The following is a 25,259-nucleotide window of genomic DNA, read 5'->3' on the forward strand; positions in this document are numbered from 1 at the left end:
CTATTCTCCAAATCTGAGGATCACTTTATATGTATCCGGTTTCATTGCCGCCTCAATGGCTTTGCCAAAGTCCCGGTAATCAAAAATCTGTTCCGTCAGAACGGTTGGGTCGATCAGCCCTTTTCCAATCAGCTGTACCGCCTGGTGGAAAGATGTAATGGTCGGACTAACGGCGCCTGTGACTGTCTTCTGGTAAGAATGCACGGCTCCCATATCTACCGGCACTGGATCGTTTGGATGCATGGAGCTGAACATGACGCTCATGCCTCCGGGGGAAGTCATTTCCACAGCCTGAGCCGCAACGGCCGGGATCGCTGTCGTATTGAATACCACCTGGGCACCTCTGCCGCCGGTGAGTTTTTTTACCTTTTCAGCGGCATCCTCCGCCATCGGATCGATTACATCGTCACATCCAAGCTTCTGCGCCCTGTCTCTTCGCTCCTTAAGCGGCTCACTTAAAATCACTCTGGCTCCCTTTAATTTGGCAAGCATTACGTGAAGCATGCCCATGGTACCGCCTCCGATGACAGCCACATCATCTCCAAACTGAATATTTGTACGGGTGATACTGTTGACTACACATGCCAAAGGCTCGGTAAATGCCATTTTTTCAAACGATGTACTGTCCGGATATACAAACAGGTCTTCTGCTTTTGCCACAACAAATTCTGCAAATCCGCCGTATCCTGACAATCCGTCCGGGTTTGTGAAAATTTTGCTCTTCGGATGTTCTTCACAGATGTTTTCTTCCCCATGCTTGCAGAAGAAACATTCCCTGCAGTCGTCAATGATATATTGGACCACTTTCTGTCCCTTAGAGAAACGTTTCTTATTGACTCCGCTTCCAAGTTCCTCGATCACTCCGCAGTACTCATGTCCGCCGATCCTTGGGTAGCTGTAACTGCAGTCTCCATTAAAGTCCCGTACATCGTTGGTACAGATGCCGGAATCCTTGATCCGGATCAGCACCTCGCCTTCTTTTAACTCCGGTAATTCAATCTCTTTGACGGCAAAATCTTTTGGTTGATTTAATATGATTGCTTTCATCTTTCTCACTCTTTCTGAACTTAATATGCCAGGATTCCGGTCGCTCCGCCTACCACACCGATTACAACGATCAGCCCGATGATTTTCAGTGAAGACCATCTTCTCTTGTTCATCAGATAGTAAACGAGCATGGTCACTGCAAGCGGAAGGATGCTTGGGCAGATCGCGTCCAGAAAGCTCGTCTGAATGTCATAAGTAGATGTGGAACTTACCACTTTAAGTCCGCAGCTTGCCTTTACATAGTTGACCACCAGGCCGCCCATTACCATGCATCCCATGATAGAAGCACCTTTGATCAATTTATTGAGGATTCCCTTTTCAAGGAAGTCCATGATTGCCTCACTTCCGGCTTTATAGCCGAACATAAAGTTCCAGTAACTCAGGCCATATGCGGCTGCAATAATCACAACTGCGTATATGATGGCTCCCCATATATTTCCGCTTCCGGAACGGGTTAAGTCGATACATACCGCTAAAAGAATCGGGATTACCACGCCCTGCCAGATGGTATCACCCATACCGGCTAAAGGCCCCATCAGAGAAGTTTTTAAGTTCGTGATAAATTCATCGGGTATCTCTTCACCCATGGCCTTTTGTTCTTCCAGGGCAACCGCCATACCAAGGATACATGCACCGAACTCAATATGTACATTGAAGAATTCAATTTCCCGTTTCATGACCTCTTTGCGCTTTGCCGGGTTATCTTTATACAGGAAATTAATGATTGCCGAAAACATGTGGGCAACAACCTGCCCCATCATTCTTTCATAGTTATAGCATGTCTGGGGAAATGTCTCCCAAATGAACCAGGCTTTGATCAAGGCGGCCTTTGGGATCAAACTTTTCTTTTTATTTTCCATCTTAGTCGTCCTCCTCATCATCTTCATCATCAATAACTGCTGCTTCTGCCGGTTCCATAGCAGAGGTGACCTGAACGTATACAACTGCCACGAGCAATGCGATGATACCCAATGTCAGTAATGGAAGCTTTGAGTATACAGCCAGTAAGAACCCTGCAAACAGAAATACTTTTGATTCCCCTTTGAAGATGTACTGCAGTGTGATCGCAATTCCGAGTGCAGGCATTAAACCACCGATGATCTGGAAGACAGTCAGTACTTTTCCGCTTAACATATTCAGGATTCCCTGGATATAGTTAGACCCAAAGTATGCGGCGAGAGCACACGGGATTGCCGTCATGAGAAAACACATGATCTGAGGAAATAAGACATTTGCCCGCCAGATTTTGTTATACTGTTCTTTTTCTATATACTTATCTGCAATATGTACAAAGAAGCAGTCAAAGGTCATACGTCCTGCCCAGACAATCGTTCCAAGAATACCGATCGGTACTGCCAGCGCCAAAGCGGTATCGGTGTCCAAACCGCCGACGATCGCATAGGCTGTTCCCAGGACTCCTGCCAGTCCCATATCTGCAGGCATACTTCCTCCCGCCGACATGAATCCCAAATAAACTAAGTTAATGGTTGCACCGATCACGGCTCCCTGTACCGGATGGCCCAGAATTAAGCCGGTGATCATACCGCAGACCAGCGGTCTCTGTAAGGACCAAAGGCCTACAAACGGCAGGTTTCCAACTGCCAGCCAGTAAACAACCCCGCATAAGGCTGCCTGTATGATGGTCATCTTTTCCATATATACTTCCTCCTTCTATTTATCCAAGTATCCGGTAACTTCAATCACCTGCTGTTCAGGGACGAGCTGATAATAAACATGCACGTTCTTTGTCATCAGGTTTTTAATCGCGGTGATCTCATCCGGATCACAGGCTACATTTTTGATAAACGGTGTTCTTTCTCCTCTAAGTCCCATTCCGCCGAGGTTAACGTCCTTAATCTCAAGACCCAGATCCGTCATGCGGTCATATGTAATGGGTGTTTTTGTGAGGATCATAACCCTCTCTCCTGCTTCCTTCGGATCTTTTTTAAGAACCTCCGCTCCTTTTTCGGTCCCGTATACATTTACCTTAACACCATTTGGAGCAAGGGCTTTGATGACTCGTTTGTTGAATTTGTCTGCCGCAACTTCGTCATCCACTACGATGATCCTGTTGACATTTAAGCTCGGAGTCCATACAGAGACAACTTCTCCATGGATCAGCCTGTCATCGACTCTGGCTAACACGACATTTTTCATTCCTCATCTACCTCCTCAAATAACTTTCTTACGTCTTTTACTGTTCCCGGCGCCGCTTCTATGAGCCCTGCGCAAATCTCTGCCGCATTTTTTCCCGCATAGCGCCCCATCATTACCTCTACCATTAATGGCAGGTTAATTCCCGTCACATGATATATGTCATGATGCTCCATTAAAGAAACAATCGCATTGAACGGACTTCCGTGGAACAGATCAGATACGAACAGGATCTCTTCTCCATCTCCGGTTTGATCAATCTCCGCTTTCAGTTTTTCCGTTAAAGTTGCTACTGTCTGCTCGGGGAACAGCCCATATGCTACCAAATCCTCCTGTTCGCCCACGAGCATCTGGGTACTTTCCACCAGCCCTTTTGAATAGCTGCCGTGGGATACTGCAATGACCTTCATCCTTTTCCCTCCTTTTCATCTGGCCTTTGATGTAATTGAAGTATACCACGCCGCTTTCCGGGTTTTTCACAGACATTTGCACAATCATTGCCGCAGTTTCTGCCAGCATTTTGCATGATTAACTGCGCAATTTATTACGCAGAAGCTTCTTTCTTCCGGAATGGATTTTGCGGCATGAATCGTGCAATAACCGAAACAGTTACAGACTTTTTCCCTGTTATAATCGAATCAAGCTTAGTACGTACTGGTGAACGGTAAAAATGAAAAATTTCAGATTAGATAGGAGGAAGCGGCTTTTTTAACCCCGCCGCTATATGGAAATGAAAATTGTAAATGGATTTGACCTGATGAAATATGCAAAAGACCATCATTATATCCTGCCTGCATTTAACACGACAAACCTGGAAATGACTTATGCCATCGCCAAAGGATTGAACAAGGCAGGACTTCCCGGATATATTCAGATATCTTCTAATAACTTAAGACTCTCAAGCCCGGACACAATCACATATCTTGCAAAAGATGCCTTAAAGGACAGTGATGTGCCGGTGGGTCTTCACCTTGATCACGGAAAATCTTACGAACATGTGAAAGCATGTGTGGATGCAGGATTTACTTCTATTATGATCGATGCCTCTCATCTTCCGTTTGAAGAAAACATTCAGGAGGTGAAACGCGCAGTACAGTACTGCCACTTCTACGGAGTTCCTGTTGAGGCAGAATTGGGGGCCCTCCAGGGGAAAGAGGAGGATATCGTAAACGAAGCAGACAGCAAAACGGATCCTTCCATGGTGGCAGATTTTGTCGAGAGAACCGGCTGTGATCTTTTGGCTGTATCCGTTGGAAATGTACACGGCCTGGATCTGACTCCAAAAGTCGATCTTCCGTTATTAGAAGAAATTTCAAAGGTTTCTCCCGTGCCGCTTGTTATGCATGGTGGTTCCGGGATTCCGTTTGAGACGATCCAGAAGGCAAGGAAATTTAACTTGTTGAAGGTAAATTACGGATCTGATTTAAGAAAAGCTTTTATTTCTACCTTTGGGGAAGCGTATGAACAGAATCATAACGAAGTGAACGTTATCGGACTTAGCATTCAGTCCATAGAAAATGTCAGCAAAAAGGCAGCAGAACTGGTATCCATCATTAATGAATAATCCCTTTGAGGGAATTTAATATATCTCAAAAAAACATCTATTCAGCTAAAGTAAATAGATGTTTTTTCATGTCATTATAGTTACATGGGATTTGCTTTCTTGTTCCCTGACTTTGCCTTACCCTGAATCTCCGGTACAGGAGGCACATCATTTTTTGGAATATGTGCCTTATGGTTACTTTCTGTACCATGCGGTTCTTTGGGATCCGGCCGTCTCATACCAGCCTTTGCCATTGGGTCTGTTACCTCCAGTTCTTTTACTTTAATGAGACAGATTTATATGCTTTTGTCTATTGCATAGTAAAACCAATCCTGCCACAAAATCAGTATTTGTCTTTGAAAGATTTTTATCCAATGTAATATTAAAATTTCAAATCGCCTAAACAGTGTCCTTTTTTGCCCTCACAATTGCCTCTGCCATTTCTTTAATCCTGACAGCCGGGGAAGGGGCATTCAAAATCCCGGACGTTCCTCCCGTGCCATCAGCCCCAAGCCGTACCATGTTGTAACAATCCTCCGCCGTGCTGACTCCGGAAGCAACCACCACCAGTACATCAGGATTTACTTTTCGTACCTGATCGATTGCTTCCATTGTATAAGCATCGTCTGCTACCTGACCGGTTCCGATCAGATCCGTCGGTTCCGCCAGGACAACATCCGGGTTCATACACGCCACGGCTTTTGCTTCCGTAATGGAGTCCGCACATACGATAGAAGTCATGTCAAGCTCGGCTGCGCGCCGGATACATGCATATAGGTCAGACAGCGTCTTAGGATTTTCGGCATGGTTCAGAAAAACTGCATCCGCTCCTGCTTCCTTTAAAGATTCCGGAAGAACATGCCCCATTCCCCGTCCTGGTGTGAGCGGGTCCATAGACTGTACGCATACAATGATGTTTTCCGTATTCTCACGGATCATTCTCACATCTGCATATGGACAAGTAAAGATAATCGGCAGTCCGGTATCTTTAGCCGCCTGATCTGCGGCCTTCGCCAATTTAAGACTCTCGTTTCCGTATAAATATGACTTTGGATTTACAATCAAAAACGGTGACTGCATATTTCCCATGTTCTCCTCCTTACTCTCCAATGACAACTATTTTACATTTTCTTTCCCGGGGACGCGTGCGGTCAAAGTCTACAAAATAGACATATCCTGTAACACCGACTCCTAATTTTCCGTCCTCCACATCGAAGACTTCACTGGACCCGAGAATCGTAGATCTCAGATGGGCATCTCCGTTGAATAAAGCGGTCCTGTCTCCTCCCGGAAGCCAAAAATCTACATCCGGCCAGGTTTCCACTTCTTTGTAGTGTTCCTCTCCCGGATAATTGTACTGGTCCCCACTTATATGATCCGGAATGATCTTTGCCAGAGCATTGTTTAAGTCTTCCTGCAAAAATTCGTCTCCATCCTCATTATAATCGTGGACAAATTCCTCAAAAAATACGGAGCAGGTCGTATGCGGAGAAATCACAGTACAAATTCCATTCTGAATTCCACTTTCCTCAATAACTCTTTTTACCTCAGGTGTAATATTGATATAAGTTGGTGTTTTCCCATGAGATTCCACTTTAATCGTTTCTTTATATACTGCCATATTTGACTCTCCTCCTAAATTTACAATTTCTGAAATACCTGAATTGCTCTTTTTACATCTTCTTTGATTGCCTCTGTCGCTGCTAAAGACATGGAATCATAAAATAAAGGAGTCTCTTCATCTTTCCAGTACTCTTTTGATGCTTTTCCACCTGCTGTATTCATGTATGTATAGTAATTCACTTTACAGATTCCATTTTCAATGGCAATTCTATAGTCCGCATCAGATACACCAGAACCTCCATGCATTACCAATGGCACATTTGCTGCATCACTAATTCTTGCAACTCGCGGAAGATCTAGTTTAGGTTCTGTCAGATATACTCCATGTGTTGTACCAAATGCAACTGCCAAACAATCAACACCTGTCTTTTCTACAAACTCTTTTGCAGCCCGAGGGTCTGTATAAATATCATTCAAGTCTTCATAATCATCTGTGCTGTCAGAACTTGTTCCCTCTCCCTGGACAACTTCAGAAGTAAAGATATGTCCCAATTCAGCTTCTACACTTGCTCCAACCGCATGAGCTATTTTAACGATTTCTGCTGTTTCTTCCACATTTTCTTCAAAACTTTTTGCTGATGCATCATACATAACAGAAGTAAATCCTAAACGAAGTGCCTGCACACACCGCTCAAAACTGCTTCCATGATCTAAATGGAGTGCAACTGGTACTTTTGCACGTTTCGCATAATACAACATAACTGGTCCAATTTCCTCCAGATCAATCATGTCATCATGACTTTGTGCATGTTGAAGAATCACAGGACAATTTAATTCTTCTGCGGCCTGAATAATGCCACGAATGGACTCCAACGTAGTTCCGTTAAAAGCACCAACCGCTTTTTTCTCAATTTTGGCCTGATCCAGCAATTCCTTTAATGTAACTAACATTTTATTTCCTCCTGTAAAACTGTCTTCAATCTTTTTCTCCCCTGTATTCTTGCCTCTGTCACAAGAGAATCTGGATTAATTTTACTATCTAAATCATAGAAATAATTTTCCAGTTCTTTTTTATTTGAAAATTCAGATATTCTTATCCAATATCTCCCTTTTAAAATCCCTCCATTGTTAAACGTCATATACATTCTCGTATTTCCTGCCAAAGGTCTCATATGATAGCTTTGAATCTGATCAATCTTATATTTATGACTTTTTCTATAGGCGTAAAATTCAATGCTTCCATTCCTTATCATAATTTCTGAAGGATTACTGATAGAAATAAATACATTCCAAACATTATAAATACATAAACATAAAATCATCAAATATACAGGATTTCGTCCCTCTGAAAGAAACCGGATAAAACAAAAAATTCCTATCAGCCCAGTAAATAAACCCGGTATTGTCATTTGAATGCAAAAATGGGATGGTCTATATACATAATGTTTCATCATTGCTTCCCTTTCGTTTATATTCTTTTGACTAATTCTTTTGGAATCTCTGGCGTTCCCTGTCCATAATAATGGAACAATTCTACTGCTTGTTTTACCTGCTCCCTTGACATTTTTTTCGGTTCTCCAACAGATTTAGCCGCCAAAAATGTTTTCGCTGCTTCTTCCAGATATACCGCAGAACAAAGAGCCTGTTTCAAATCTTTTCCTACTGCCATAACCCCATGATTTGATAAAATGACAGCTAGAGAATTTCCTAAATATTTCACAGTATCCTTCCCCATATCAACACTGCCTGCTGAACTAAATGGTGTTACTGCCACATCCCCGCCGCAGGCATTTGCCAATGTTGTTAAATTGACTTCAAATTTATCCTGAACCAGTCCTATAGCTGTTGCATACGGCTGATGCGTATGAATTACCACATTTATATCTTTTCTATTTTTAAAGATGTATAAAATACCTTCTGTATCAGATGAAGCCTTCCTGGTCCCTTCGATTACGTTTCCTTCCAAATTCATTACTAAAATATCTTCTGGTACCATATCCTCATAAATCATTCCAGATGGTGTAATCAGTATCTCTCCTGTCTGCATACGCTGGCTCACATTCCCGCCTGATAAAGCAATTAAACCATATCGGTCCATTTTTGTTCCGGTTTTAATCATTTGAGCCTTCTCATGTTCAAACATAATTTTCCTCCGTTTTTATCCTTCAGAATGCATTGCCTCTGCTTCTTTTAAAATACGTTTTCTATTCAATACTGCCAGTGCCAATGCTATAATTACGAAAATTGCTACTCCGACAGCACCAAAATTATTGCATCTTACTAAAACCCATGTTAAAGGATTCGCTCCATCACAAATGGAGGAAATAGTTGTTGCTCCGTTTGGAATTGCGAAATTTACAGATTTCGCAACAGTTGTAATCATTGGTGCCAAATCTGTTGCAATATAAAATCCAAATACCAGACATAAAATACCAGTAATTAAAGTTCTAAATCCATTTCCATTCACTAACGGTACAACCAATACAAAAATATAAGGAAGAACTGCCAAATCAGCCATTGGTAAAACAGTATTTCCAGGCAGAATTACAGCCAAAAGAACTGACAATGGTACTAAAATTAAAGATACCGTTAAACAGGTTGGATGCCCTACACCTACTGCAGAATCTAATCCAATATAAATCTTTCCTCTGTTTTTAAATCTTTTCTTTACAAATTCAGATGCTGCTTCTGAAATTGGCATCAATCCTTCCATCAGCAGAGCTGCCATCTTAGGAATCAAAACCAATACCGCACCTAATGTAATACCTGTCTGCAATATCTTTGCAATATCATATCCTGCCAATGCTCCAATGACCGCACCTAATACGGTACCTACTAACATTGGTTCACCAAATACACCAAAACGTTTTTGAAGCTTTTCAATATTAATGTCAATATCACGAACTCCTGGGATCAAATCAATAATCTTATTAATGACAATTGCAATCGGGACAAATGCTCCTGTAAACCCATGAGGCAATGACACACCCGGCATTCCTAAGGTTTCCTCTACCTTCGGAGCAGTATAATCTCCAATTACCATAACAATAATCATATTTGCAATCGTAATAATCAGTCCAATGGTAAAACTCCCTGTTAAAGCCGCTGCTAATGCTCCTGTGAAAGCAAAATGCCAGTAATCCCAAATATCCACATCAATGGTCTGTGTTGTATTTGTAATCAGCATTATGATATTAATCACTAATCCTAATGGAATCATAATCATTCCGATTTTAGACCCAAACGCAATTGCTGCTGCCGCAGGCCATCCAACATCAACTGTGGATAATGTCAATCCAAATCTTTCTGTCATTGTCTGTACTGCCGGAGCCAGACTGTCTCCCATCGCTCCAATGACAAGATTTAATCCCACAAAACCAATTCCAACTGTTAAACCTGCACGAAGTGCTTTTCCAAATTTTGCACCCAGTATTAACCCAAATATCGTAAGCAGAATCGGCATCATTACCGTTGCTCCTAAACCAGAAATAAAATCGAATACTTTTAATACACCTTGTAATGCTCCCATAATATTCATACCTTCCTTTCAAACTATTTTTTCATTTGTTCTAAAATATCCTGATAAAGTTTTTCCATTCCCATTCCTGTAAGCAACGGCAATCCTGCTAATACCGGACACTTTGCACCCGCTGGTGCTGCTGTAGTGGAGATGCAAAAATCAAAATTCTCTGATTTTGCCACAATTTCAGTAACTTTGCATTGTTCCATTTTGTACTGACCTTCGTATCCATTTTCATTTAGAAAATCCGAAATTTTTTGATTAGCAACTGTAGATGTACATACTCCTGAACCACACGCAATTAAAATTCTTTTCATAATCATCGTCTCCTTTTATTTAAATAAATAATTGTTACCCTTTTTACTTCACTAGCTCTCCTAATACTTCATCTATTTTCTTTTTATCACCAGATTGAATTACCTTTAACATTTCTTGATCCTGACATGTTGCAATTAATTTCTGCAGCAGTCCTAACTGATCTTCTTTCTTTTTAATTGCCAGCATGAAGAGAACAGAAACTAAAACTGTTTCATTTTCCATTCCCATAACGTTAAATTTGACCGGACTGTCTAAAATTCCTAAACATACCGCTGGTCTATTTACATATTCAGGATCCGTATGAGGAATAGCTACATTAATTTCTCCTGTAGGAAGACCCGTGGGAAAGTTTTCTTCTCTTCGAATAATGGCATTATGAAATCCCTCATTTACATATCCTTCCTGAAACATAACATCTGCCATTTGGCCAAGAATCTCCTTGTCATTTTCACCTGATAAAGACACTGCCAGATAATTTTTGTCTGCTTTGCCAATTATTTTTTTCATTATCTTTCTCCTTGTTATAATTATTTTCCAGTTGTTTGATTGCATTTAACATCGCTTTTGTATCCGCCATCTGATCTAATTTTTTCTTTATCGTCTCATTTCCAAAAATCATCATTAAATCATAAATTGCCCGGTTAATGCTTTCCGCACTTTGAATGCTCATTCCAATCACATATCGAACCGGATCATTAACTCCACTGTGAAAATCGATGGGATGCTTTAATCTAAGAAGTGAAGCTGCCTCTTTGATTACCCCCTTTTCTGTATCTGCATGAGGCAGCGCCGTTTCCGGGCAGACGACAATATAAGGACCGTTCTTTTTGATATTCATTACCATTTCGTCCACGTATCCAGGCTCTACCGCACCTGTAGAAAGAAGCAGATTTCCCGACTGGCGAACCGCATCTTCCCAATCTTTGGCCTCGTATCCCACCTGAATCCTCTCCTCATTCAGCAGATCATAGAACGCACCCTGAATATTGACATCCGGCGGACTTGTGATTTCCGGCTCCCGTTCTTTACTGTCTCCGCCGTCTCCCTCCCGTATTTCCAGGACCTTTCTCTGAATATCCAGGATATCGTCTTTCTCAAGCATAGGCGACCGCACTTCCACATATGGAATCTTCACATTATCTAACGGGATTGTTGAGATGATCATCTGGGTTCCGTTTTTCTCGATCTCCCTCATATTATGGAAAGAAGAGATACTGACGATCTCGATCATATCATCCAGCGTCTTCAGCTTCGCCAGCATAAATTGTGCCGTCCCTCTTCCGGTTGCACATACAAGAGCCACTTTTACTTTCCTGCTCTTTTCTGTCTCTGCCTTTTCTTTTTCCATCACCGAGGCAAAATACAGCACCATAAAAGACATTTCATCTTCTGAAAATTTCTGGCCCACATAATCTTCCAGTGAGCCGAGATGCTGTTTCACACTCTCAAAAATCTTCGGATAATCCTGCATGAGCGTATCCTTCAGCGGGTTTACCAGAACTTCACTGTTTTTCAGCCGGTGCACCGCGGACCGCATATGAGCCACCAGCAAATCATAAAGAGTAAAGTCCAGATAAAAGTCGATTCCAAAACAGCTGGAGATCTGATAGATGGTTTCCGCGATCATGACTCTGAGTTCCAGCGCATTAGTTTTCTGTGCATCGTCCTTTAAACAACTTTTTCCATTCAGACACTCCGTGTAGTAGAGGATTTCGACCTCACGCACATCCATCTGAAACATGTCTGAAATTTTCCCGAACAGCCCTCTGCTGAACGTGTATTTGGAGCCTTCTTTTAAATATTTCCATTCGTTGGTGAAATACCCCGGAAGAAAATGCTTTCGTACGATCCGGTTGGCTACAATCGTAAGCTCTGTCACAGCCTCAAAAAAAGAATAGTCGGCAAAAAATATCTGTGTCTCTTCCTCTTCTTCCAGAATACAGTTTTTCATCTTCTCATAAATCTCCAGGCTGTCTGCCTCTTTTAACAGAAGATTCCAAAAAACACTCAGATCGTATCCGTTCTTATAGTAATTGTCATCGCCATTTACTTCCAGAAGCTTTAAGATGCCTTTCCGTACATCCAGCTCCGATGCCTCAATAATATATCCCCTCCTTACCTGGGATACCAGCGTCATTCCATTTTCTTTAAACCAGATTTTCAATTCCTGAAGATCCTGAAGCAGGGTATTGCGGCTGACCCCGATCTTTTCTTTCAGCTGGTCCACCGTCACATATCCGCTGGCATTCAGAAGGATCATTGCAAGAATGGTGGAACGTTCCTTTTTTGAAAGGTAATAAGTATAAAAGTCGTACTTCGATATAAATTTCTCATAGGCCCGGATATCCACTTTTTTATCTGTGTCAATCCACAGCTTTCCGTCAAGATCCGAGGCGATCACCGGCAGCTCATATGCTTCCAGATCTTTATTCAGCTCTTTTATATCTGCCCGTATCGTTCTCTCCTGTATATTATATTTCTCCTCTAATCCGGAAACGTCTGCATGAATACCGAGGATCAGATCCTTCAGAATCTTATTGCTTCTCCTGTTCATTTTTCTCCTCCTTGAGCTTAGTTCTATTCTAAATCCATTTGATTCAACAAAAAAGTCCAATCAGATGCAATAGAAAAACGTGAAATTGGGTTAATTTAAAAACTGCCGGACCTTCTCCCTATAACATAAAATCAGGGCAGAAATCCCAAAAAACGAATTTCTGCCCTGATTATATTAAACGATCTTAAATTGTCTCCGTACTGTTGATGCCTGTCTCCAGAGCCCCTTTTACCAGCCGGATAAAATTAGGATAAGACGGATCTTCCACCAGACGTTCCACCAGAGACTTATCGGCGAACATTTTGGAAAAATAGTCCCAAAGCTGAAATGCCTGCGGATTATTTTTTCCGATGTGCATCAGCATCACTAAGTGTACCTCATTTTTCTCTTCATCCCAAATGATAGGTTCTTTCGATACACACACTGCCACAAACGTATCGGATGAAACCGCATACATCGGATGAGGCACTGCGATCTGTTTGCTGAAAAAGGTACTGCCGATTTCTTCCCTCTGTAAAACCTGTAAATGAAGATTTTCTACCTGGAAATAAGCAGTGGATTTTTCGCAGAGCATACTGAGCACTTCTTCCTTATTCGATGACTTCACGCTGGAAAACAGCTCCGGATGAAAAATATCTGCCACATCTTCTATATCCTTAAATCCATCAATATTCAGCTTAATATTCATATAATCATGCTGATTCGGGAATGTGTCCACATACATCGCCAGTCCCTTCTCAAAAAATTCTTCTTTTTCTGTGGTCAGAAAAATATCGTATTCATCCAGCATGTCTTCTGTCACATCCATAGGATTCATGAAGTCTATGACTGAAACATACTCCGAAAACCATTTTAGCAGGGTCTGTTTCATCAAAAGCGTCATACTGTTTTTCAAAGCGGAGATCACGAGAATCCTTTTATTTCCCTGGCGGCTGTTCAGCTCCAAAAGGCTGCTGTAAAAATGGACGGCCAGGAGCGCCACTTCATCTTCCGACACCCGCTTTCCATACTGCTGATGAAGCAGAAATGCAAAATAAGCTCCAATATCATATCCAAGCGGGAAGGTCTCCCGGATATAGTTGAGCATATCATTCTTTACCTGCATGTCATATTTGATCCGGATACTCAAAGACATACAGTGCAGTGCCAATGTGATCCGCAGATTTATGTTGTCAGTAAAATCCACTCCAAAGTTCCGCCGGATCTCTTCAAAAGCTTCAGAAATAAAATTATCCATCTCCTGGGTAATCGTATCTGAATCTCTGTTATTGCCCTGTCCCTTCAGGTATAGAGAAAAATACCGTATCTCCTCATCCGGCACTTTTATGAAAAATCTCCGGCTGATTTTTCCAAAGACTGCTTTGGCAATCTCGTACTCATTGCCCAGCTGTTCCGAAATATCCAGTTCGCCCGGCTGTATGTAAAATCCTTCGCCCATCCGGCAGATCATGATATTCAAAAACAGAATCGCATTGTTGAAGTCGGTGTCCATAATATGATACTTATAGTTCACAAAAATATCAGTCAGTATATTTTTAATCTTTGCCAGCTGTCTCTCATCAATATATACCATGCCCTGTTCATTTTTGATATGGGCCAGATAGAGGTCCTGTTCCGCCAGACATCGTCTCTTATTGATCTCATATCCGTCGATCATGACTTTATTGCTGCTTTTTAATAGTTCCAGCTGGAACTTTTCAAGGATTTCCTCTACTTTCTTCAAATCATTCTGCAGTGTGGATCTCGAAATATAAAACTTGTCTTCCAATTCCATAACAGATACGGCCCGGTGTCTGTTCAGGAGCAAAAGCAGTATCTTGCTGATGCGGCTTGTAGGGTAATTGAGAGATACCGTTGTGTACTGCTGGTACAGAGAATTCACGAATGCGGAAAATTCATCATAGTTTTTCACCTGGATACAGCTTCCCTTGGAAGCCTTGGAAACCAATTCCGCACACGTCTCATCCGCAAGTTCCTTCCGGATCACTTTCATGTCCCCCTGAACCGTCCGTAGGCTCACGTCCAGTTTCTTTGCAAAATGGGACGCTGTCAGGAACTCATCGGAGTGATTGCAGAATTCTAATAATATTTCAATTTGTCGTTGGTTAAACATTCAAATCCCTCTTTTGTGTTACTTTTATATCCGCTGGTCATATATATCATTATACCTTAACAGTATCCTATTCCGCAACTGATAATAAGCGGGTCTGCCGCAGGTAAAGCAGGATTGTATCAAAGACCATATACCATACCTGGGATTCTTGTATTTATATAATATATAATAAAGATCCGGGGAGACCGGATCTTTGGGTAAAAGAAAGATTGTTGAATTTAAGCAGAATATTGTTTTGTTGAACTTCACTATTGTTTTTAGGACAACTCCTGTTTTTGTTTATCCAATTAGCGGAACACTAAAAGAGAAGTTTTAAACTTCAATACAACTCTTGTTATTGTTTATCGTATATCTAGTATAGATAATCGTCTTTCTAACGTATTTCAATACAACTCTTGTTATTGTTTATCTTATAAAAAGATACTTTTTAATAAATGTTTAGAAAGATTTCAATACAACTCTTGTTATTGTTTATCCCTGTGTATCCATCCATGCTCATCGACGTTTTTACAATTTCAATACAACTCTTGTTATTGTTTATCGAAAAATGAATCCAGTAGTGAAATGGAAGGGGAAATTTCAATACAACTCTTGTTATTGTTTATCGCCACATGCCGCATATCCCCAGTTTTTGGAGTTTCATTTCAATACAACTCTTGTTATTGTTTATCTGTGAAAATATCCGGGTTCTGAGCCCGGAACAAGTATTTCAATACAACTCTTGTTATTGTTTATCCAAAAAGGAGGTCCGGGCCAAAGATTCTCAGTGCAATTTCAATACAACTCTTGTTATTGTTTATCACTCCCGCCTGGCAAGTTCTATTTTTGCGCCCTGTAATTTCAATACAACTCTTGTTATTGTTTATCAAAGCCGAATTTAATTTTGCAACCTCGTTTGACAACATTTCAATACAACTCTTGTTATTGTTTATCCCGTGCCGCAGAAGAAACAACGCCGGAGTTCGCATATTTCAATACAACTCTTGTTATTGTTTATCCAACGCTTTTAAGCCATTTCTGTTTTTTATTATAGCCAGTTTTCCTGATAAAATCAACGTTTCCTTTGTTTTTTCCCAACTAATTTGTTTTTTTGTGTTTCCCAGCTTAAACTAAGTCTAATTCGCCATTTCACGCCGCTTCTCAGGTTTTTTCCCTGTTTCGGGGTTGGGAAACTCAAACAGCCTCTCTGTACTTTTCACACCTTATTTTATCCCCTTCGAATGAACGTGCTTCATATGATAAGGTATGTTATACCCACAGGGCACACCGTATTTTATACCCTTCGGATGGACGCGCTTTGCGCGATAAGGTATAATGTTGTTCAGAAATTGATTTGGAGGTATCAAAAGTGAAAAAACCAGCGTTAGTGATTCTTGCCGCCGGCATGGGCAGCCGTTACGGGGGGCTGAAACAGATGGACCCTATGGATGACCAGGGACATGCAATTATAGATTATTCTATTTATGATGCAAAACGGGCCGGTTTCGGAAAAGTAGTGTTTATAATTAAAAAAGAGATTGAAACAGATTTTAAGGAGACGGTAGGTTCCCGGATTCCGGACGGAATGGAAGTCTGTTATGCATTTCAGGAAGTGGACAGCCTTCCTGCTGGCTTCTCTGTCCCGGAAGGCAGGATAAAGCCATGGGGTACCGCCCATGCGGTTCTCTGTGCCAAGCCATTTATTGAGGAACCATTTGCCGTTATCAATGCCGATGATTATTACGGCATCCACGGCTATCAGGCTATGGCCCAATTTCTTATGAAAGAGTCTTCTTCCGCCAAAGCAAAATTTGCAATGGTCGGATACCATCTTGGAAATACTGTGACAGACAGCGGATATGTATCCAGAGGAATTTGTAAAGTTGATGAAAATCATCAGCTGCTCTCCATCACAGAGCGGACTCATATTGAAAAGCGCGGAGATCACGCCGAGTTTACAGAAGATGACGGAAATACCTGGACATCTCTTCCGTTTGACACCCTTGTATCTATGAACTTTTTTGGATTCCGCCCTATGATCATAGACGAATTGGAAACCGGTTTTTCAAAATTCCTCTCTGCTTCTCTAAAAGAGAATCCATTAAAATGTGAATATTTTATACCAAGCGTGGCCAGCCTGCTGATGAAGGAAGGAAAAGCTACAATGGACGTTTTGGTCTCCAGAGATCAATGGTATGGTGTGACATATAAAGAGGACAAGCAGCATGTCATGGATGCTCTGAAAGCCATGAGATCTGAAGGTCTGTATCCGGAACAGTTTTAAAAAAAAACTGCTGTACGTTCTTACATGAAGTACAGCAGTTTCTCTTTTATTTTTTGATCTTATATACTTTGACGTTGTTTTTGCGTCCGAATTTTTTTACTTTTTTGTGGGAATTAAAATAAACATCGATGTGTTTTCCTTTTACTCCGCCGCCCACGTCTTCGGCTACATATGTTTTTCCCTTGATCTTAATTTTACTTCCCAGTTTAATCTTTCGTTTATCTACGGCAATCGTACGTCCCTGTTTGGCTCTTCTTCCCGTAGCGGTTTTGTTTCCATAGCCTCCGCTGCATTTTCTGCATCCGCAGTATGCGGTCAATTTATATTTTCCTAAATACTGTACTTTTTTAGCCTTAGCTTCTGTAGATGATGAACCGGTAAACAGTGCACCCGTCACTACTGCTGCCATCATGGCAAGCAGTAAAAACTTTTTCTTTGCTGCTATTTTTAAAATCTTCATAATATCCTCTTTCTAAAGCAAATCATTTTGGTTACTGTATAACCTATGATAGTTTTTTAAGATTTATTCTTACTTTTTAAATATTTGAAATATTTTCGTAACAACTTAGTGCTAGTTTACTTAACAATTAACGATTTGTCAACCGTTGTATTAAAAAAAGAACATGATTTCACCAGATATCCCCAAATTAATATTACGAATATATTACAAAAAAAGAGACAAATCCATGGGATTCATCTCTTTTTTATTGAATACTATTCTATATTAACTTAAAATCTGATAACTAAAAAAAGAATTCGACATTATGTTAAAAACAGCTATTTAAAGAGTTTCGATCACTCCGTCCAAATACAGCTCTTCTACATCTTCGATCAGGCCTTCATCACAGGCTTTTGTAAGCTTTGGATCAATCGGAAGTTTTCCCAGCACTGGGATCTGGTACTTTTCGGCAATTCCGTCTATATGGCTCTCTCCAAAAATAGAAATCTCTTTTCCACAGTCCGGACATTTGATGTAACTCATATTTTCCACGATTCCGAGGATTGGAATGTTCATCATCTTAGCCATATTGACTGCTTTTTCAACAATCATTCCAACCAAATCCTGAGGAGTAGCTACCACAACGATCCCATCCAGAGGCACGGACTGGAATACCGTCAGAGGCACTTCCCCTGTTCCCGGCGGCATATCCACAAACATTACGTCGATGTCACGCCATAATGTCTTACCCCAAAACTGTTTGACCACATCGGCCACCACCGGGCCTCTCCAGATCACCGGCTGGGTCTCCTCCTCCAGCATGAGATTCACTGATACGACCTCGATACCAAAGTTAGTGAGAGCCGGAAGGATAATCCCTTCCTGATTGCCCAGCAGCCTTTCGTGCAGGCCAAATGCCTGTGGGATAGACGGACCCGTCACATCACCGTCCAAAATGGCTGTGTGGAGCCCCTTTCTGTTTGCGGCCACGGCCAGCAGGGCTGTGGTCATAGATTTGCCCACGCCGCCTTTGCCGCTCACAACTCCGATCACTTTCTTTACACTGCTGTCTTTGTATAATGGTTCCATAAAATCTGTCTGTGACTGCGTTCTGTCAGAACAGCTTTCGCTACAGCTGCTGCAGTCATGAGTACACTCACTCATCTCTAAACCTCCATTGCTTTAAAAAGTTTCTTTATATTTTCTTCTATATCTCCGTTAAAAACGGCAGATCCTGCTACGAATACATTGGCGCCACATTCCTTGATATGGGCGATATTATCAGCTGTCACGCCTCCGTCCACCTGGATATCCACATCAAGTCCCTTTTTCTCGATCATATTCCGTAAGTCCCTGATCTTTTGATCCATTGCTTCTATATAAGACTGTCCTCCGAACCCTGGATTCACTGACATGATGAGCACCATATCAAGGTCATCCAGCACATAATCCAACACACTCAGCGGAGTGGCAGGATTCAGCGAAACTCCCACTTTGCAGCCTTTTTCTTTGATCTGCTGGACCACACGGCCAAGATGGGTGCACGCTTCCGCATGTACTGTGATATAGTCTGCCCCGCAGGCAGCGAATTCGTCAATAAATCTTCCCGGCTCTTCTACCATCAGATGGACATCGAATACCTTGTCCGTTACGCTGCGGATGCTTTTGATGACCGGCATACCAAATGAGATATTCGGCACAAAGTCTCCATCCATCACATCGATATGGATCCACTGGGCCCCAGCGGCATCTGCTTTTCTGATATCGTCACCAAGTGTCTTGAAGTCTGCCGATAAAATCGACGGCGATAAAATGTATTCCATGCTACCTTCTCCTTTTTATCCACTAATACTCTAACAGTAGTATTATAACATATCCTCAGAGAAAAAAGGGGAAGAAAAGCTCTTCCCCTTTACACTAAACTTCTTCTGCAATTTCCCTCATGGCTTTGGCCATATTCCACAGGTGGTCCCCGATCCGTTCAAAGTCTACCAGCATCTCAGAGTAGATGATGCAAGCCTCGTCGTTACATTCTCCCCTCTTCATCCTTCTCAGATGGCTGTCGTAAAACTCTTGTGTCTTTGCATCCACAAAACGCTCCATCTCGTGAAGATCCTCAAGCCATTTCTTTGTATCCTGGATCTCTCTCTGGAAATACCGGAACATATTGTGGCAGATCTGTTTCATCTCTTTTAACTCCGCCCTGGCTTGGCGGGAAAACTTGATCTCCTTCTCCTCAATGATCTTTGTGTAATCACATATATTGACGGCATGGTCACCGATCCGTTCGATATTTCCTGTCATCTTAAAGTATAGACTGATGATCTCAGAAGTCTTCTCATTGGTCTCAGTCACCATCATTTTGGAAATGATTCCGGAAATTTCTTTGTTGAGATAGTCAATATATGTCTCTCTCTCCTCCACTTCCTTTAACTTGTGGCTGTTTCCAATTAAGAAGGACTGGAAGCTTTCGTCCACATTTTCTTTTGCCATCTCAAGCATTCTCTGGATCTCTTTTCCCACTTCTTCCATATGAATGGCAGCGCCTCCGATCCTGGGATCCAGACCCGCATCCCAAGTCCTTAAATATTTCAAATGCTTCTGTTTCTGTTTTTCTTCTTCCTTCTCCGGCAGGATCTTCACCGCAAGAGATGCCAGCTGGTTTCCAAATGGGATGAGCAGAAAACTTGTGGCAAGATTAAACAGTGTATGCATATTCGCGATCTGTCTCGGCGCATTTCCCGGTGTCCAGGATGCAACCAGATCACTCAATGGAAGTGTCAGGCATATGGTTGTAAAAATAATGGTACCAATAATATTAAACAGCAGATGAATCACCGTAGTCCTTTTGGCGCTCCGCCCTGTACCGATGGCTGCAAGGATCGCCGTGATGCAGGTACCAATATTCTGCCCGAACAGTACAAACACCGCACTGTTAAATCCGATCAGTCCGCTGGCTGCCAAGGCCTGCAGGATACCCACAGATGCGGAGGAAGACTGGATCAGAGCTGTAAACCCTGCCCCTGCCAGGATACCGATCAACGGATTCGAGAATTTTGTCATCAGGTTAATAAATGCAGGTGCATCCCTAAGCGGCATCATGGCTGTGCTCATCATGTCCATTCCGATGAACAGCACACCCAGGCCCGCGATGATCTGTCCTATGTATTGGATCTTTGGCTTTTTCAGAAACAAGACCATCGCAACTCCTGCAAAAGCGAAGATCGGTGCCATGGCCCCTACATCCAGAGCAATCAGCTGCCCGGTAATGGTTGTCCCAATGTTGGCCCCCATAATGATCCAGACTGCCTGATTCAACGTCATAAGCCCTGAATTTACAAATCCTACGACCATGACAGTCGTAGCGGAAGACGACTGAATGACGGCTGTGATCCCTGCCCCTACGGCGACTCCTAGAAACCGGTTGGACGTCAGTTTCTCTAAGATCCGTTTCATCCGGTTGCCCGCAGCTGCCTCCAGGCCGGAGCCCATCATCTGCATACCGTACAGGAACAGGGCAAGTCCTCCCAGCAGTCCTAATACAATCGTTGTATTCATATTTTTATTCTCCTTTGTCTCACAATCATTTCACCATAACTTAACAGCAATTTTATTTTACATGATTTTCGTGGAGAATAATGTTAAATCCTTGTAAAATTAACGTTAAACTTTATTTGGTTAACTAATCTTTAATGATGACAAATCAATTTCTTTTTCTTCAATTTCAACATTTCCTTTGACAGGTTTTCTTTTAAGGAACTGAAGCAGCACCGCAAATACACAGGAACCGATCAATAATGCCAAAAGCCAGTATTGCGGATGGTTAAATCCCGGAAGTGCAAAGAGCCCTCCCGTGGGAACCTTGGATGTAACGTTCAAAGCCGCACATACAGCACCACCCACGCCGGCACCTACACCGGTACAAATTGTAATCCGAATCAAGTCATTTAAAATGATGGGATAAGATCCCTCTGTTATCATACAGCATCCCATGACAAATGCTGATTTCAAGTTGTCTACTTCTTCCTTAGAAAAAATATCTTTCTTCATGATCTTAGATAAGAAATATCCAATCGTCAGGCCAAAAGGCGCTATCATTGATGCCTGCATCAAAATCGCAATGGGCCCACCGATTCCCTCTGCCATAACACCACATGCAAAAACAAAAACAACTTTGTTGATCGGGCCGCCGTAATCAACCGCCGACAATATTCCAACCAATATTCCAAATGGGATGATCATACCCGCATTGTTCTGCATATTCACCAAAAGATCTGTAATCGCATTGGTCAGCGCATTGATCGGAATTCCGATCACATATTTCATGACCAGCCCTACCGCCAGGGATCCGATCAGGGGAAGAATTAACTGAGGCAACAATCCTGCAACCCATTTTGGTACTTTCATAACTTTTAACAGATAAACAGTCAGATATCCGACCAGATAACCGCTGACTAGCCCCCCTAAAAAACCAAATCCCGCATCTTTACAGAGCAGTCCAAGGATGATACCGGGAGCAATACCGGCTTTATCTGCTATACTATAAGATATCCCTGTGGAAATAACGATCGGGAGAAATCCCAGTGCAGTTCCACCGATGGTTGTCAAAAAGTCAGGGAAAGCAAGCTGTTTTGTAAAGTCTTCTACAGAGCTTCCTCCTGCAATGTTACCGATCACCATCAGCATACCTGCGGTACATACAAATGGGATCAGATATGAAATTGCTGTGAGCATATGTTTTTTTATTTGCAGTTCTTTCATATTATTTATCTCCTTCTATAATATTTTATACAAGCTCCTCTATCTTCTCTATTAATTTATTCGGAGACATGACCACTGTCTCTGTAGGCACTTCTACCACCTTTTTTCCCTCAAACCGATCTTTCCCGGAAATACTTACATCCGTCGCCAGAATGACGACATCAGCCGTCTCAATCTCACCGGAACTTAACGCATCCTCAACTCCGATCACCCCTTGTGTTTCCATATGAATCTTGTGTCCTCTCTTTCGGGCAGCATTCTCAAGCTTTTCTTTGGCAATATATGTATGGGCGATTCCAGCCGTACATGCCGCTACTCCAACAATGTTCATAGGTGCTCCTTTCTTATTCCAATGTCGTTTTGATCTCTTCAACAGAACCTGCATTTAAGAGCTTTCCAACAACTTCGTCATTTCCCAGTTTCCCTGCTACTTGTGCAAGCAATTTTAAATGCTGCATAGCATTCTCATTATCAGTTCCAACTGCGAACAAAAAGATGACCTTGACTCCCTTTCCATCATTGGTTTCCCACTCAATCTCATTTTGAAGCTTTGCGATGGCGATCCCAACTTTTGATACGGATGGACTTTTTCCATGGGGGATGGCCACGTAATTCCCAATTCCTGTACAACCCAGACTTTCTCTTTGCATAACATCTGCAATAAATCCGGCTGCATCATCAACATAGCCTGCCTTTTGCAGCATTTCAGTCATTTTTTGCAGTGCATCTTCCTTATTGACTGCGAAAAGATCTGAACGGATCACTCTGTCGTCTAAAACACTCTTAATATCCATGGCTTCTTCCTTTCAAAAATGATTATAATCTGTAATATTTCATTTTATCCGCAGAATTAAACAAGTCGATTTTTTGATTTACAACCTTCTTCATGGCAGCAATACTGTCAACATACAGATCGAAGGGCTCTCTGATAACAGCATCATCCGCCAAAGTTTTTCTTGTCTGCTGATAAAAAGCATCTTTAATATCAGAAGATATATTAATCTTATTAACTCCCCGTTTTACTGCTTCTGCAATTTCCGAATCCGGGTTTGCTGAACCTCCGTGAAGTACCAATGGAATAGAAACTATATTTTTGATCTCCGTCAGCAATTCCTGCTCCAAGTGCGGTACAAAATCTTTCGGATAAATACCATGAGCCGTACCAATCGCAATGGCCAGCGTATCGCATTCTGTTTCCTCAACAAATTTCTTTGCGTCTTCCGGCTGTGTAAATACGATCTCTTTTGCTCCGATCTCACGGTTTCCTGAATCCTCTTTGATATCCCCAATGGTTCCAAGCTCAGCTTCTACAGATACGCCTAACGGGTGGGCGACTTTAATCACCTCTTTTGTAATGGAAATATTGTCTTCAAATGATTTGCTTGATGCATCAATCATAACAGAAGTAAATCCGCAGCGGATAGCTCTCTGCACTTGCTCCATCGTCTCACCGTGATCTAAATGGATACACATAGGAACATGAGATTTGTTAGCCTTGTCCTTACACATTTCAATAAAGCTGTCTCCCTGAAATTCCAATTCGTTCGGATGAATCGCCAGAATAACCGGCGCCTGTTTTTCCTCACAACATTCAACAACTGCGTTCAAAATCTGTCCGGTACCAATATTAAATGCCGGTACAGCGAAGTTCTTCTCATTTGCGACTGCCAATAAATCTTTCATGTTCAATAACATAATGAAATCTCCTTTTAAATTTGATGGATAATTTAGCTACTTTTCACAAAGGAATTTTATAGATACATCTTGCCTTTGTTGATTTTGATATTATTATATTAACTTCCCTTATGATATTTGTCAATCATTTTATGAAATATTATTTTATATTTTATACTTTTCTATATACAAATCCAAAAAAACATGCTAATATTCACTTAAATCAAGGACTTTTATGAAATATTATTTCTTATACAAGAAACATTATTTCTCTCACAGCCTTTATCTGGTTAATATTACTTTAAATATATTAAGGAGGTTTTTATGCAGCAGAAAAACTATATTGGACACCCTTCACAGATCATGGGTGTAGAAGAATACCGGCTGATGCACGGAAAAGGTGATCATATGCATATGCTTCACATACGGAATGGATTAGGCATGGAACTGGTAATTAACGCTGACCGCTGCGCCGACATTTCCCGGCTTTGCCTGGATGGGAAAAATTTAAGCTATACTTCCGTGGCAGGAGAAGTGGCCCCATCTTACTATACTTTGGGGCAGGATGGTTTCGGCTTTCTAAAATCATTTAACTGCGGTTTTCTCACAACATGCGGCTTTAACAACATTGGCTCTCCCAATGAAGATGAGGGGAAAATGCATGGTCTCCATGGAAATGCAAAATTCACATTAAAACGCGTTTTTACTATTTCAAAAATATCCAATCAGATTATATTGAAGGATAATATCCTGAATGAAGGTTCAAAAACAGAACCTCTGATGTATCTTTACCACATAAATCTTGGTTATCCGCTGTTAGATGAACATGCAGAAATCTACATAAATTCAGCCCATGTCTCACCGAGAGATGAGACGTCAAAAAAAGGGTTAAGCTCCTGGAATCAAATACTTCCTCCCACACCGAATTTTTCTGAACAATGTTTTTACCATACTTACAATACGGATACTGCAAACATGATGGTCTATAACACCAAAATTGAAAAAGGCATACAGATTCAATTTCCTACCTGCCAGTTCCCTCAAAGTATCCAATGGAAAATGATGGGAGAACGTGATTATGTTTTGGGACTGGAACCTTGTACTGCGTCCTTAGACGGCCGTCACCAGGTAAAGAACTCAGGGAATATCCTTTCATTAGCCCCTGGAGAATCGAAGGAATTTTCCGTTACGGTCAATTTATTCACCAATAAGGCTCAATGGGAATCCTATTTATAAAGAACAAAGCGGGCTTGCTCACTTTGAGCGCCAAATGTAATTTAACGAAGTTAAATGATTTCTTTGCACATTTG

At 41.7% G+C, this 25,259-nt stretch carries 27 protein-coding genes and 1 CRISPR repeat array; of the genes, 3 read left to right on the top strand and 24 right to left on the bottom strand.

Annotated features, from left to right (window positions below; genetic code table 11):
* Genes P8F77_RS15370 through P8F77_RS15390 form a run of 5 tightly spaced genes read right to left on the bottom strand, consistent with a single transcriptional unit; the run spans window position 1 to window position 3,611 of the window.
* Window positions 1-1,047, bottom strand: a complete 1,047-nt coding sequence (locus P8F77_RS15370; protein ID WP_270432444.1) for a zinc-binding dehydrogenase — start codon at window positions 1,045-1,047, stop codon at window positions 1-3.
* A 20-nt stretch (window positions 1,048-1,067) separates the two neighbouring features.
* Complete coding sequence (locus P8F77_RS15375) at window positions 1,068-1,937, bottom strand: PTS system mannose/fructose/sorbose family transporter subunit IID (protein ID WP_347256178.1); 870 nt, start codon at window positions 1,935-1,937, stop codon at window positions 1,068-1,070.
* A complete protein-coding gene (locus P8F77_RS15380) occupies window positions 1,909-2,703 on the bottom strand; it encodes a PTS sugar transporter subunit IIC (RefSeq protein ID WP_034548805.1) in 795 nt (264 codons plus the stop codon). Before P8F77_RS15380 ends, P8F77_RS15375 begins: the two co-directional genes overlap by 29 nt.
* A gap of 15 nt (window positions 2,704-2,718) precedes the next feature.
* Window positions 2,719-3,204 carry a PTS sugar transporter subunit IIB gene (locus tag P8F77_RS15385; protein ID WP_024726458.1) on the bottom strand — a complete coding sequence of 162 codons (486 nt, stop codon included), beginning with the start codon at window positions 3,202-3,204 and terminating at the stop codon, window positions 2,719-2,721.
* Window positions 3,201-3,611, bottom strand: a complete 411-nt coding sequence (locus tag P8F77_RS15390; RefSeq protein WP_024726457.1) for a PTS sugar transporter subunit IIA — start codon at window positions 3,609-3,611, stop codon at window positions 3,201-3,203. The genes P8F77_RS15385 and P8F77_RS15390 overlap by 4 nt, the downstream gene beginning before the upstream one ends.
* 320 nt (window positions 3,612-3,931) lie before the next feature.
* On the opposite strand from P8F77_RS15390, the gene P8F77_RS15395 reads away from it, so the two are divergent.
* Entirely contained in the window at window positions 3,932-4,765 is an 834-nt protein-coding gene (locus tag P8F77_RS15395) for a class II aldolase (RefSeq protein WP_024726456.1), read from the top strand.
* Window positions 4,766-4,845: 80 nt separating this feature from the next.
* Here the strand turns inward: P8F77_RS15395 and P8F77_RS15400 are convergent, their stop codons facing one another.
* From P8F77_RS15400 to P8F77_RS15450, 11 genes are all read right to left on the bottom strand, one after another.
* A complete protein-coding gene (locus P8F77_RS15400; RefSeq protein ID WP_270432438.1) occupies window positions 4,846-4,998 on the bottom strand; it encodes a hypothetical protein in 153 nt (50 codons plus the stop codon).
* Between the two features lie 145 nt (window positions 4,999-5,143).
* A complete protein-coding gene (locus P8F77_RS15405; RefSeq protein WP_287519217.1) occupies window positions 5,144-5,833 on the bottom strand; it encodes a triose-phosphate isomerase in 690 nt (229 codons plus the stop codon).
* A 10-nt stretch (window positions 5,834-5,843) separates the two neighbouring features.
* A complete protein-coding gene (locus P8F77_RS15410; protein ID WP_024726454.1) occupies window positions 5,844-6,365 on the bottom strand; it encodes a YjbQ family protein in 522 nt (173 codons plus the stop codon).
* A gap of 20 nt (window positions 6,366-6,385) precedes the next feature.
* Window positions 6,386-7,258 (bottom strand): class II fructose-bisphosphate aldolase, encoded by an 873-nt coding sequence (locus tag P8F77_RS15415; protein ID WP_287519220.1) that lies wholly within the window; start codon window positions 7,256-7,258, stop codon window positions 6,386-6,388.
* Window positions 7,252-7,629 carry a hypothetical protein gene (locus P8F77_RS15420; protein WP_347256179.1) on the bottom strand — a complete coding sequence of 126 codons (378 nt, stop codon included), beginning with the start codon at window positions 7,627-7,629 and terminating at the stop codon, window positions 7,252-7,254. Before P8F77_RS15420 ends, P8F77_RS15415 begins: the two co-directional genes overlap by 7 nt.
* 146 nt (window positions 7,630-7,775) lie before the next feature.
* Window positions 7,776-8,450, bottom strand: a complete 675-nt coding sequence (locus P8F77_RS15425; protein ID WP_095142958.1) for a class II aldolase/adducin family protein — start codon at window positions 8,448-8,450, stop codon at window positions 7,776-7,778.
* A gap of 15 nt (window positions 8,451-8,465) precedes the next feature.
* Entirely contained in the window at window positions 8,466-9,836 is a 1,371-nt protein-coding gene (locus P8F77_RS15430) for a PTS transporter subunit IIC (RefSeq protein WP_024726451.1), read from the bottom strand.
* Window positions 9,837-9,859: 23 nt separating this feature from the next.
* A complete protein-coding gene (locus tag P8F77_RS15435; protein WP_024726450.1) occupies window positions 9,860-10,144 on the bottom strand; it encodes a PTS sugar transporter subunit IIB in 285 nt (94 codons plus the stop codon).
* A gap of 43 nt (window positions 10,145-10,187) precedes the next feature.
* On the bottom strand, window positions 10,188-10,652 hold the full coding sequence (locus tag P8F77_RS15440; protein ID WP_024726449.1) for a PTS sugar transporter subunit IIA: 465 nt from the start codon (window positions 10,650-10,652) through the stop codon (window positions 10,188-10,190).
* A complete protein-coding gene (locus P8F77_RS15445) occupies window positions 10,594-12,699 on the bottom strand; it encodes a BglG family transcription antiterminator (RefSeq protein ID WP_303009399.1) in 2,106 nt (701 codons plus the stop codon). The genes P8F77_RS15440 and P8F77_RS15445 overlap by 59 nt, the downstream gene beginning before the upstream one ends.
* 184 nt (window positions 12,700-12,883) lie before the next feature.
* A complete protein-coding gene (locus P8F77_RS15450) occupies window positions 12,884-14,812 on the bottom strand; it encodes a BglG family transcription antiterminator (RefSeq protein ID WP_024726447.1) in 1,929 nt (642 codons plus the stop codon).
* A gap of 254 nt (window positions 14,813-15,066) precedes the next feature.
* A CRISPR array of direct repeats spans window positions 15,067-15,810; the repeat unit is 30 nt; unit sequence ATTTCAATACAACTCTTGTTATTGTTTATC.
* 350 nt (window positions 15,811-16,160) lie between these two features.
* Between P8F77_RS15450 and P8F77_RS15455 the strand changes: the two genes are divergently transcribed.
* The gene (locus P8F77_RS15455) at window positions 16,161-17,075 is read left to right on the top strand and encodes a sugar phosphate nucleotidyltransferase (RefSeq protein WP_024726446.1); all 915 of its coding nucleotides are present in this window, start codon (window positions 16,161-16,163) and stop codon (window positions 17,073-17,075) included.
* A gap of 46 nt (window positions 17,076-17,121) precedes the next feature.
* Here P8F77_RS15455 and P8F77_RS15460 read toward each other — a convergent pair whose 3' ends face one another.
* The 8 genes from P8F77_RS15460 to P8F77_RS15495 all read right to left on the bottom strand — a co-directional run bounded on the left by P8F77_RS15460 (window position 17,122) and on the right by P8F77_RS15495 (window position 23,970).
* On the bottom strand, window positions 17,122-17,535 hold the full coding sequence (locus P8F77_RS15460; RefSeq protein ID WP_034548802.1) for a 3D domain-containing protein: 414 nt from the start codon (window positions 17,533-17,535) through the stop codon (window positions 17,122-17,124).
* Between the two features lie 321 nt (window positions 17,536-17,856).
* Entirely contained in the window at window positions 17,857-18,678 is an 822-nt protein-coding gene (locus P8F77_RS15465; protein WP_347256180.1) for an Mrp/NBP35 family ATP-binding protein, read from the bottom strand.
* A gap of 2 nt (window positions 18,679-18,680) precedes the next feature.
* Entirely contained in the window at window positions 18,681-19,337 is a 657-nt protein-coding gene (rpe, locus tag P8F77_RS15470; RefSeq protein ID WP_137329705.1) for a ribulose-phosphate 3-epimerase, read from the bottom strand.
* A 94-nt stretch (window positions 19,338-19,431) separates the two neighbouring features.
* On the bottom strand, window positions 19,432-21,072 hold the full coding sequence (locus P8F77_RS15475) for a Na/Pi cotransporter family protein (protein WP_347256181.1): 1,641 nt from the start codon (window positions 21,070-21,072) through the stop codon (window positions 19,432-19,434).
* A 120-nt stretch (window positions 21,073-21,192) separates the two neighbouring features.
* Window positions 21,193-22,275 (bottom strand): PTS fructose transporter subunit IIC, encoded by a 1,083-nt coding sequence (locus P8F77_RS15480; protein ID WP_270432418.1) that lies wholly within the window; start codon window positions 22,273-22,275, stop codon window positions 21,193-21,195.
* Window positions 22,276-22,300: 25 nt separating this feature from the next.
* Entirely contained in the window at window positions 22,301-22,606 is a 306-nt protein-coding gene (locus P8F77_RS15485) for a fructose PTS transporter subunit IIB (protein WP_039946376.1), read from the bottom strand.
* 13 nt (window positions 22,607-22,619) lie between these two features.
* Window positions 22,620-23,069, bottom strand: a complete 450-nt coding sequence (locus P8F77_RS15490; protein WP_287519239.1) for a PTS sugar transporter subunit IIA — start codon at window positions 23,067-23,069, stop codon at window positions 22,620-22,622.
* Between the two features lie 22 nt (window positions 23,070-23,091).
* Complete coding sequence (locus P8F77_RS15495) at window positions 23,092-23,970, bottom strand: ketose-bisphosphate aldolase (protein ID WP_287519241.1); 879 nt, start codon at window positions 23,968-23,970, stop codon at window positions 23,092-23,094.
* A gap of 303 nt (window positions 23,971-24,273) precedes the next feature.
* On the opposite strand from P8F77_RS15495, the gene P8F77_RS15500 reads away from it, so the two are divergent.
* Window positions 24,274-25,185 (top strand): aldose 1-epimerase family protein, encoded by a 912-nt coding sequence (locus P8F77_RS15500; RefSeq protein ID WP_270432412.1) that lies wholly within the window; start codon window positions 24,274-24,276, stop codon window positions 25,183-25,185.
* Window positions 25,186-25,259: the final 74 nt, after the last annotated feature.

Source organism: Anaerostipes sp. PC18 (genome assembly GCF_039789045.1).
Taxonomy (GTDB): domain Bacteria; phylum Bacillota; class Clostridia; order Lachnospirales; family Lachnospiraceae; genus Anaerostipes; species Anaerostipes hominis.

Bases quoted from the DNA above. Each gene is read 5' to 3' on its own strand.
- P8F77_RS15390 (WP_024726457.1), bottom strand. From the start codon at position 3,611: ATGAAGGTCATTGCAGTATCCCACGGCAGCTATTCAAAAGGGCTGGTG.
- P8F77_RS15490 (WP_287519239.1), bottom strand. From the start codon at position 23,069: ATGGATATTAAGAGTGTTTTAGACGACAGAGTGATCCGTTCAGATCTT.
- P8F77_RS15430 (WP_024726451.1), bottom strand. From the start codon at position 9,836: ATGGGAGCATTACAAGGTGTATTAAAAGTATTCGATTTTATTTCTGGT.
- P8F77_RS15370 (WP_270432444.1), bottom strand. From the start codon at position 1,047: ATGAAAGCAATCATATTAAATCAACCAAAAGATTTTGCCGTCAAAGAG.
- P8F77_RS15485 (WP_039946376.1), bottom strand. From the start codon at position 22,606: ATGAACATTGTTGGAGTAGCGGCATGTACGGCTGGAATCGCCCATACA.
- P8F77_RS15465 (WP_347256180.1), bottom strand. From the start codon at position 18,678: ATGAGTGAGTGTACTCATGACTGCAGCAGCTGTAGCGAAAGCTGTTCT.
- P8F77_RS15500 (WP_270432412.1), top strand. From the start codon at position 24,274: ATGCAGCAGAAAAACTATATTGGACACCCTTCACAGATCATGGGTGTA.
- P8F77_RS15450 (WP_024726447.1), bottom strand. From the start codon at position 14,812: ATGTTTAACCAACGACAAATTGAAATATTATTAGAATTCTGCAATCAC.
- P8F77_RS15475 (WP_347256181.1), bottom strand. From the start codon at position 21,072: ATGAATACAACGATTGTATTAGGACTGCTGGGAGGACTTGCCCTGTTC.
- P8F77_RS15425 (WP_095142958.1), bottom strand. From the start codon at position 8,450: ATGTTTGAACATGAGAAGGCTCAAATGATTAAAACCGGAACAAAAATG.
- P8F77_RS15440 (WP_024726449.1), bottom strand. From the start codon at position 10,652: ATGAAAAAAATAATTGGCAAAGCAGACAAAAATTATCTGGCAGTGTCT.
- rpe (WP_137329705.1), bottom strand. From the start codon at position 19,337: ATGGAATACATTTTATCGCCGTCGATTTTATCGGCAGACTTCAAGACA.
- P8F77_RS15480 (WP_270432418.1), bottom strand. From the start codon at position 22,275: ATGAAAGAACTGCAAATAAAAAAACATATGCTCACAGCAATTTCATAT.
- P8F77_RS15435 (WP_024726450.1), bottom strand. From the start codon at position 10,144: ATGAAAAGAATTTTAATTGCGTGTGGTTCAGGAGTATGTACATCTACA.
- P8F77_RS15405 (WP_287519217.1), bottom strand. From the start codon at position 5,833: ATGGGAAATATGCAGTCACCGTTTTTGATTGTAAATCCAAAGTCATAT.
- P8F77_RS15415 (WP_287519220.1), bottom strand. From the start codon at position 7,258: ATGTTAGTTACATTAAAGGAATTGCTGGATCAGGCCAAAATTGAGAAA.
- P8F77_RS15460 (WP_034548802.1), bottom strand. From the start codon at position 17,535: ATGAAGATTTTAAAAATAGCAGCAAAGAAAAAGTTTTTACTGCTTGCC.
- P8F77_RS15375 (WP_347256178.1), bottom strand. From the start codon at position 1,937: ATGATGAAGATGATGAGGAGGACGACTAAGATGGAAAATAAAAAGAAA.
- P8F77_RS15410 (WP_024726454.1), bottom strand. From the start codon at position 6,365: ATGGCAGTATATAAAGAAACGATTAAAGTGGAATCTCATGGGAAAACA.
- P8F77_RS15385 (WP_024726458.1), bottom strand. From the start codon at position 3,204: ATGAAAAATGTCGTGTTAGCCAGAGTCGATGACAGGCTGATCCATGGA.
- P8F77_RS15420 (WP_347256179.1), bottom strand. From the start codon at position 7,629: ATGATTTTATGTTTATGTATTTATAATGTTTGGAATGTATTTATTTCT.
- P8F77_RS15495 (WP_287519241.1), bottom strand. From the start codon at position 23,970: ATGTTATTGAACATGAAAGATTTATTGGCAGTCGCAAATGAGAAGAAC.
- P8F77_RS15400 (WP_270432438.1), bottom strand. From the start codon at position 4,998: ATGGCAAAGGCTGGTATGAGACGGCCGGATCCCAAAGAACCGCATGGT.
- P8F77_RS15395 (WP_024726456.1), top strand. From the start codon at position 3,932: ATGAAAATTGTAAATGGATTTGACCTGATGAAATATGCAAAAGACCAT.
- P8F77_RS15445 (WP_303009399.1), bottom strand. From the start codon at position 12,699: ATGAACAGGAGAAGCAATAAGATTCTGAAGGATCTGATCCTCGGTATT.
- P8F77_RS15380 (WP_034548805.1), bottom strand. From the start codon at position 2,703: ATGGAAAAGATGACCATCATACAGGCAGCCTTATGCGGGGTTGTTTAC.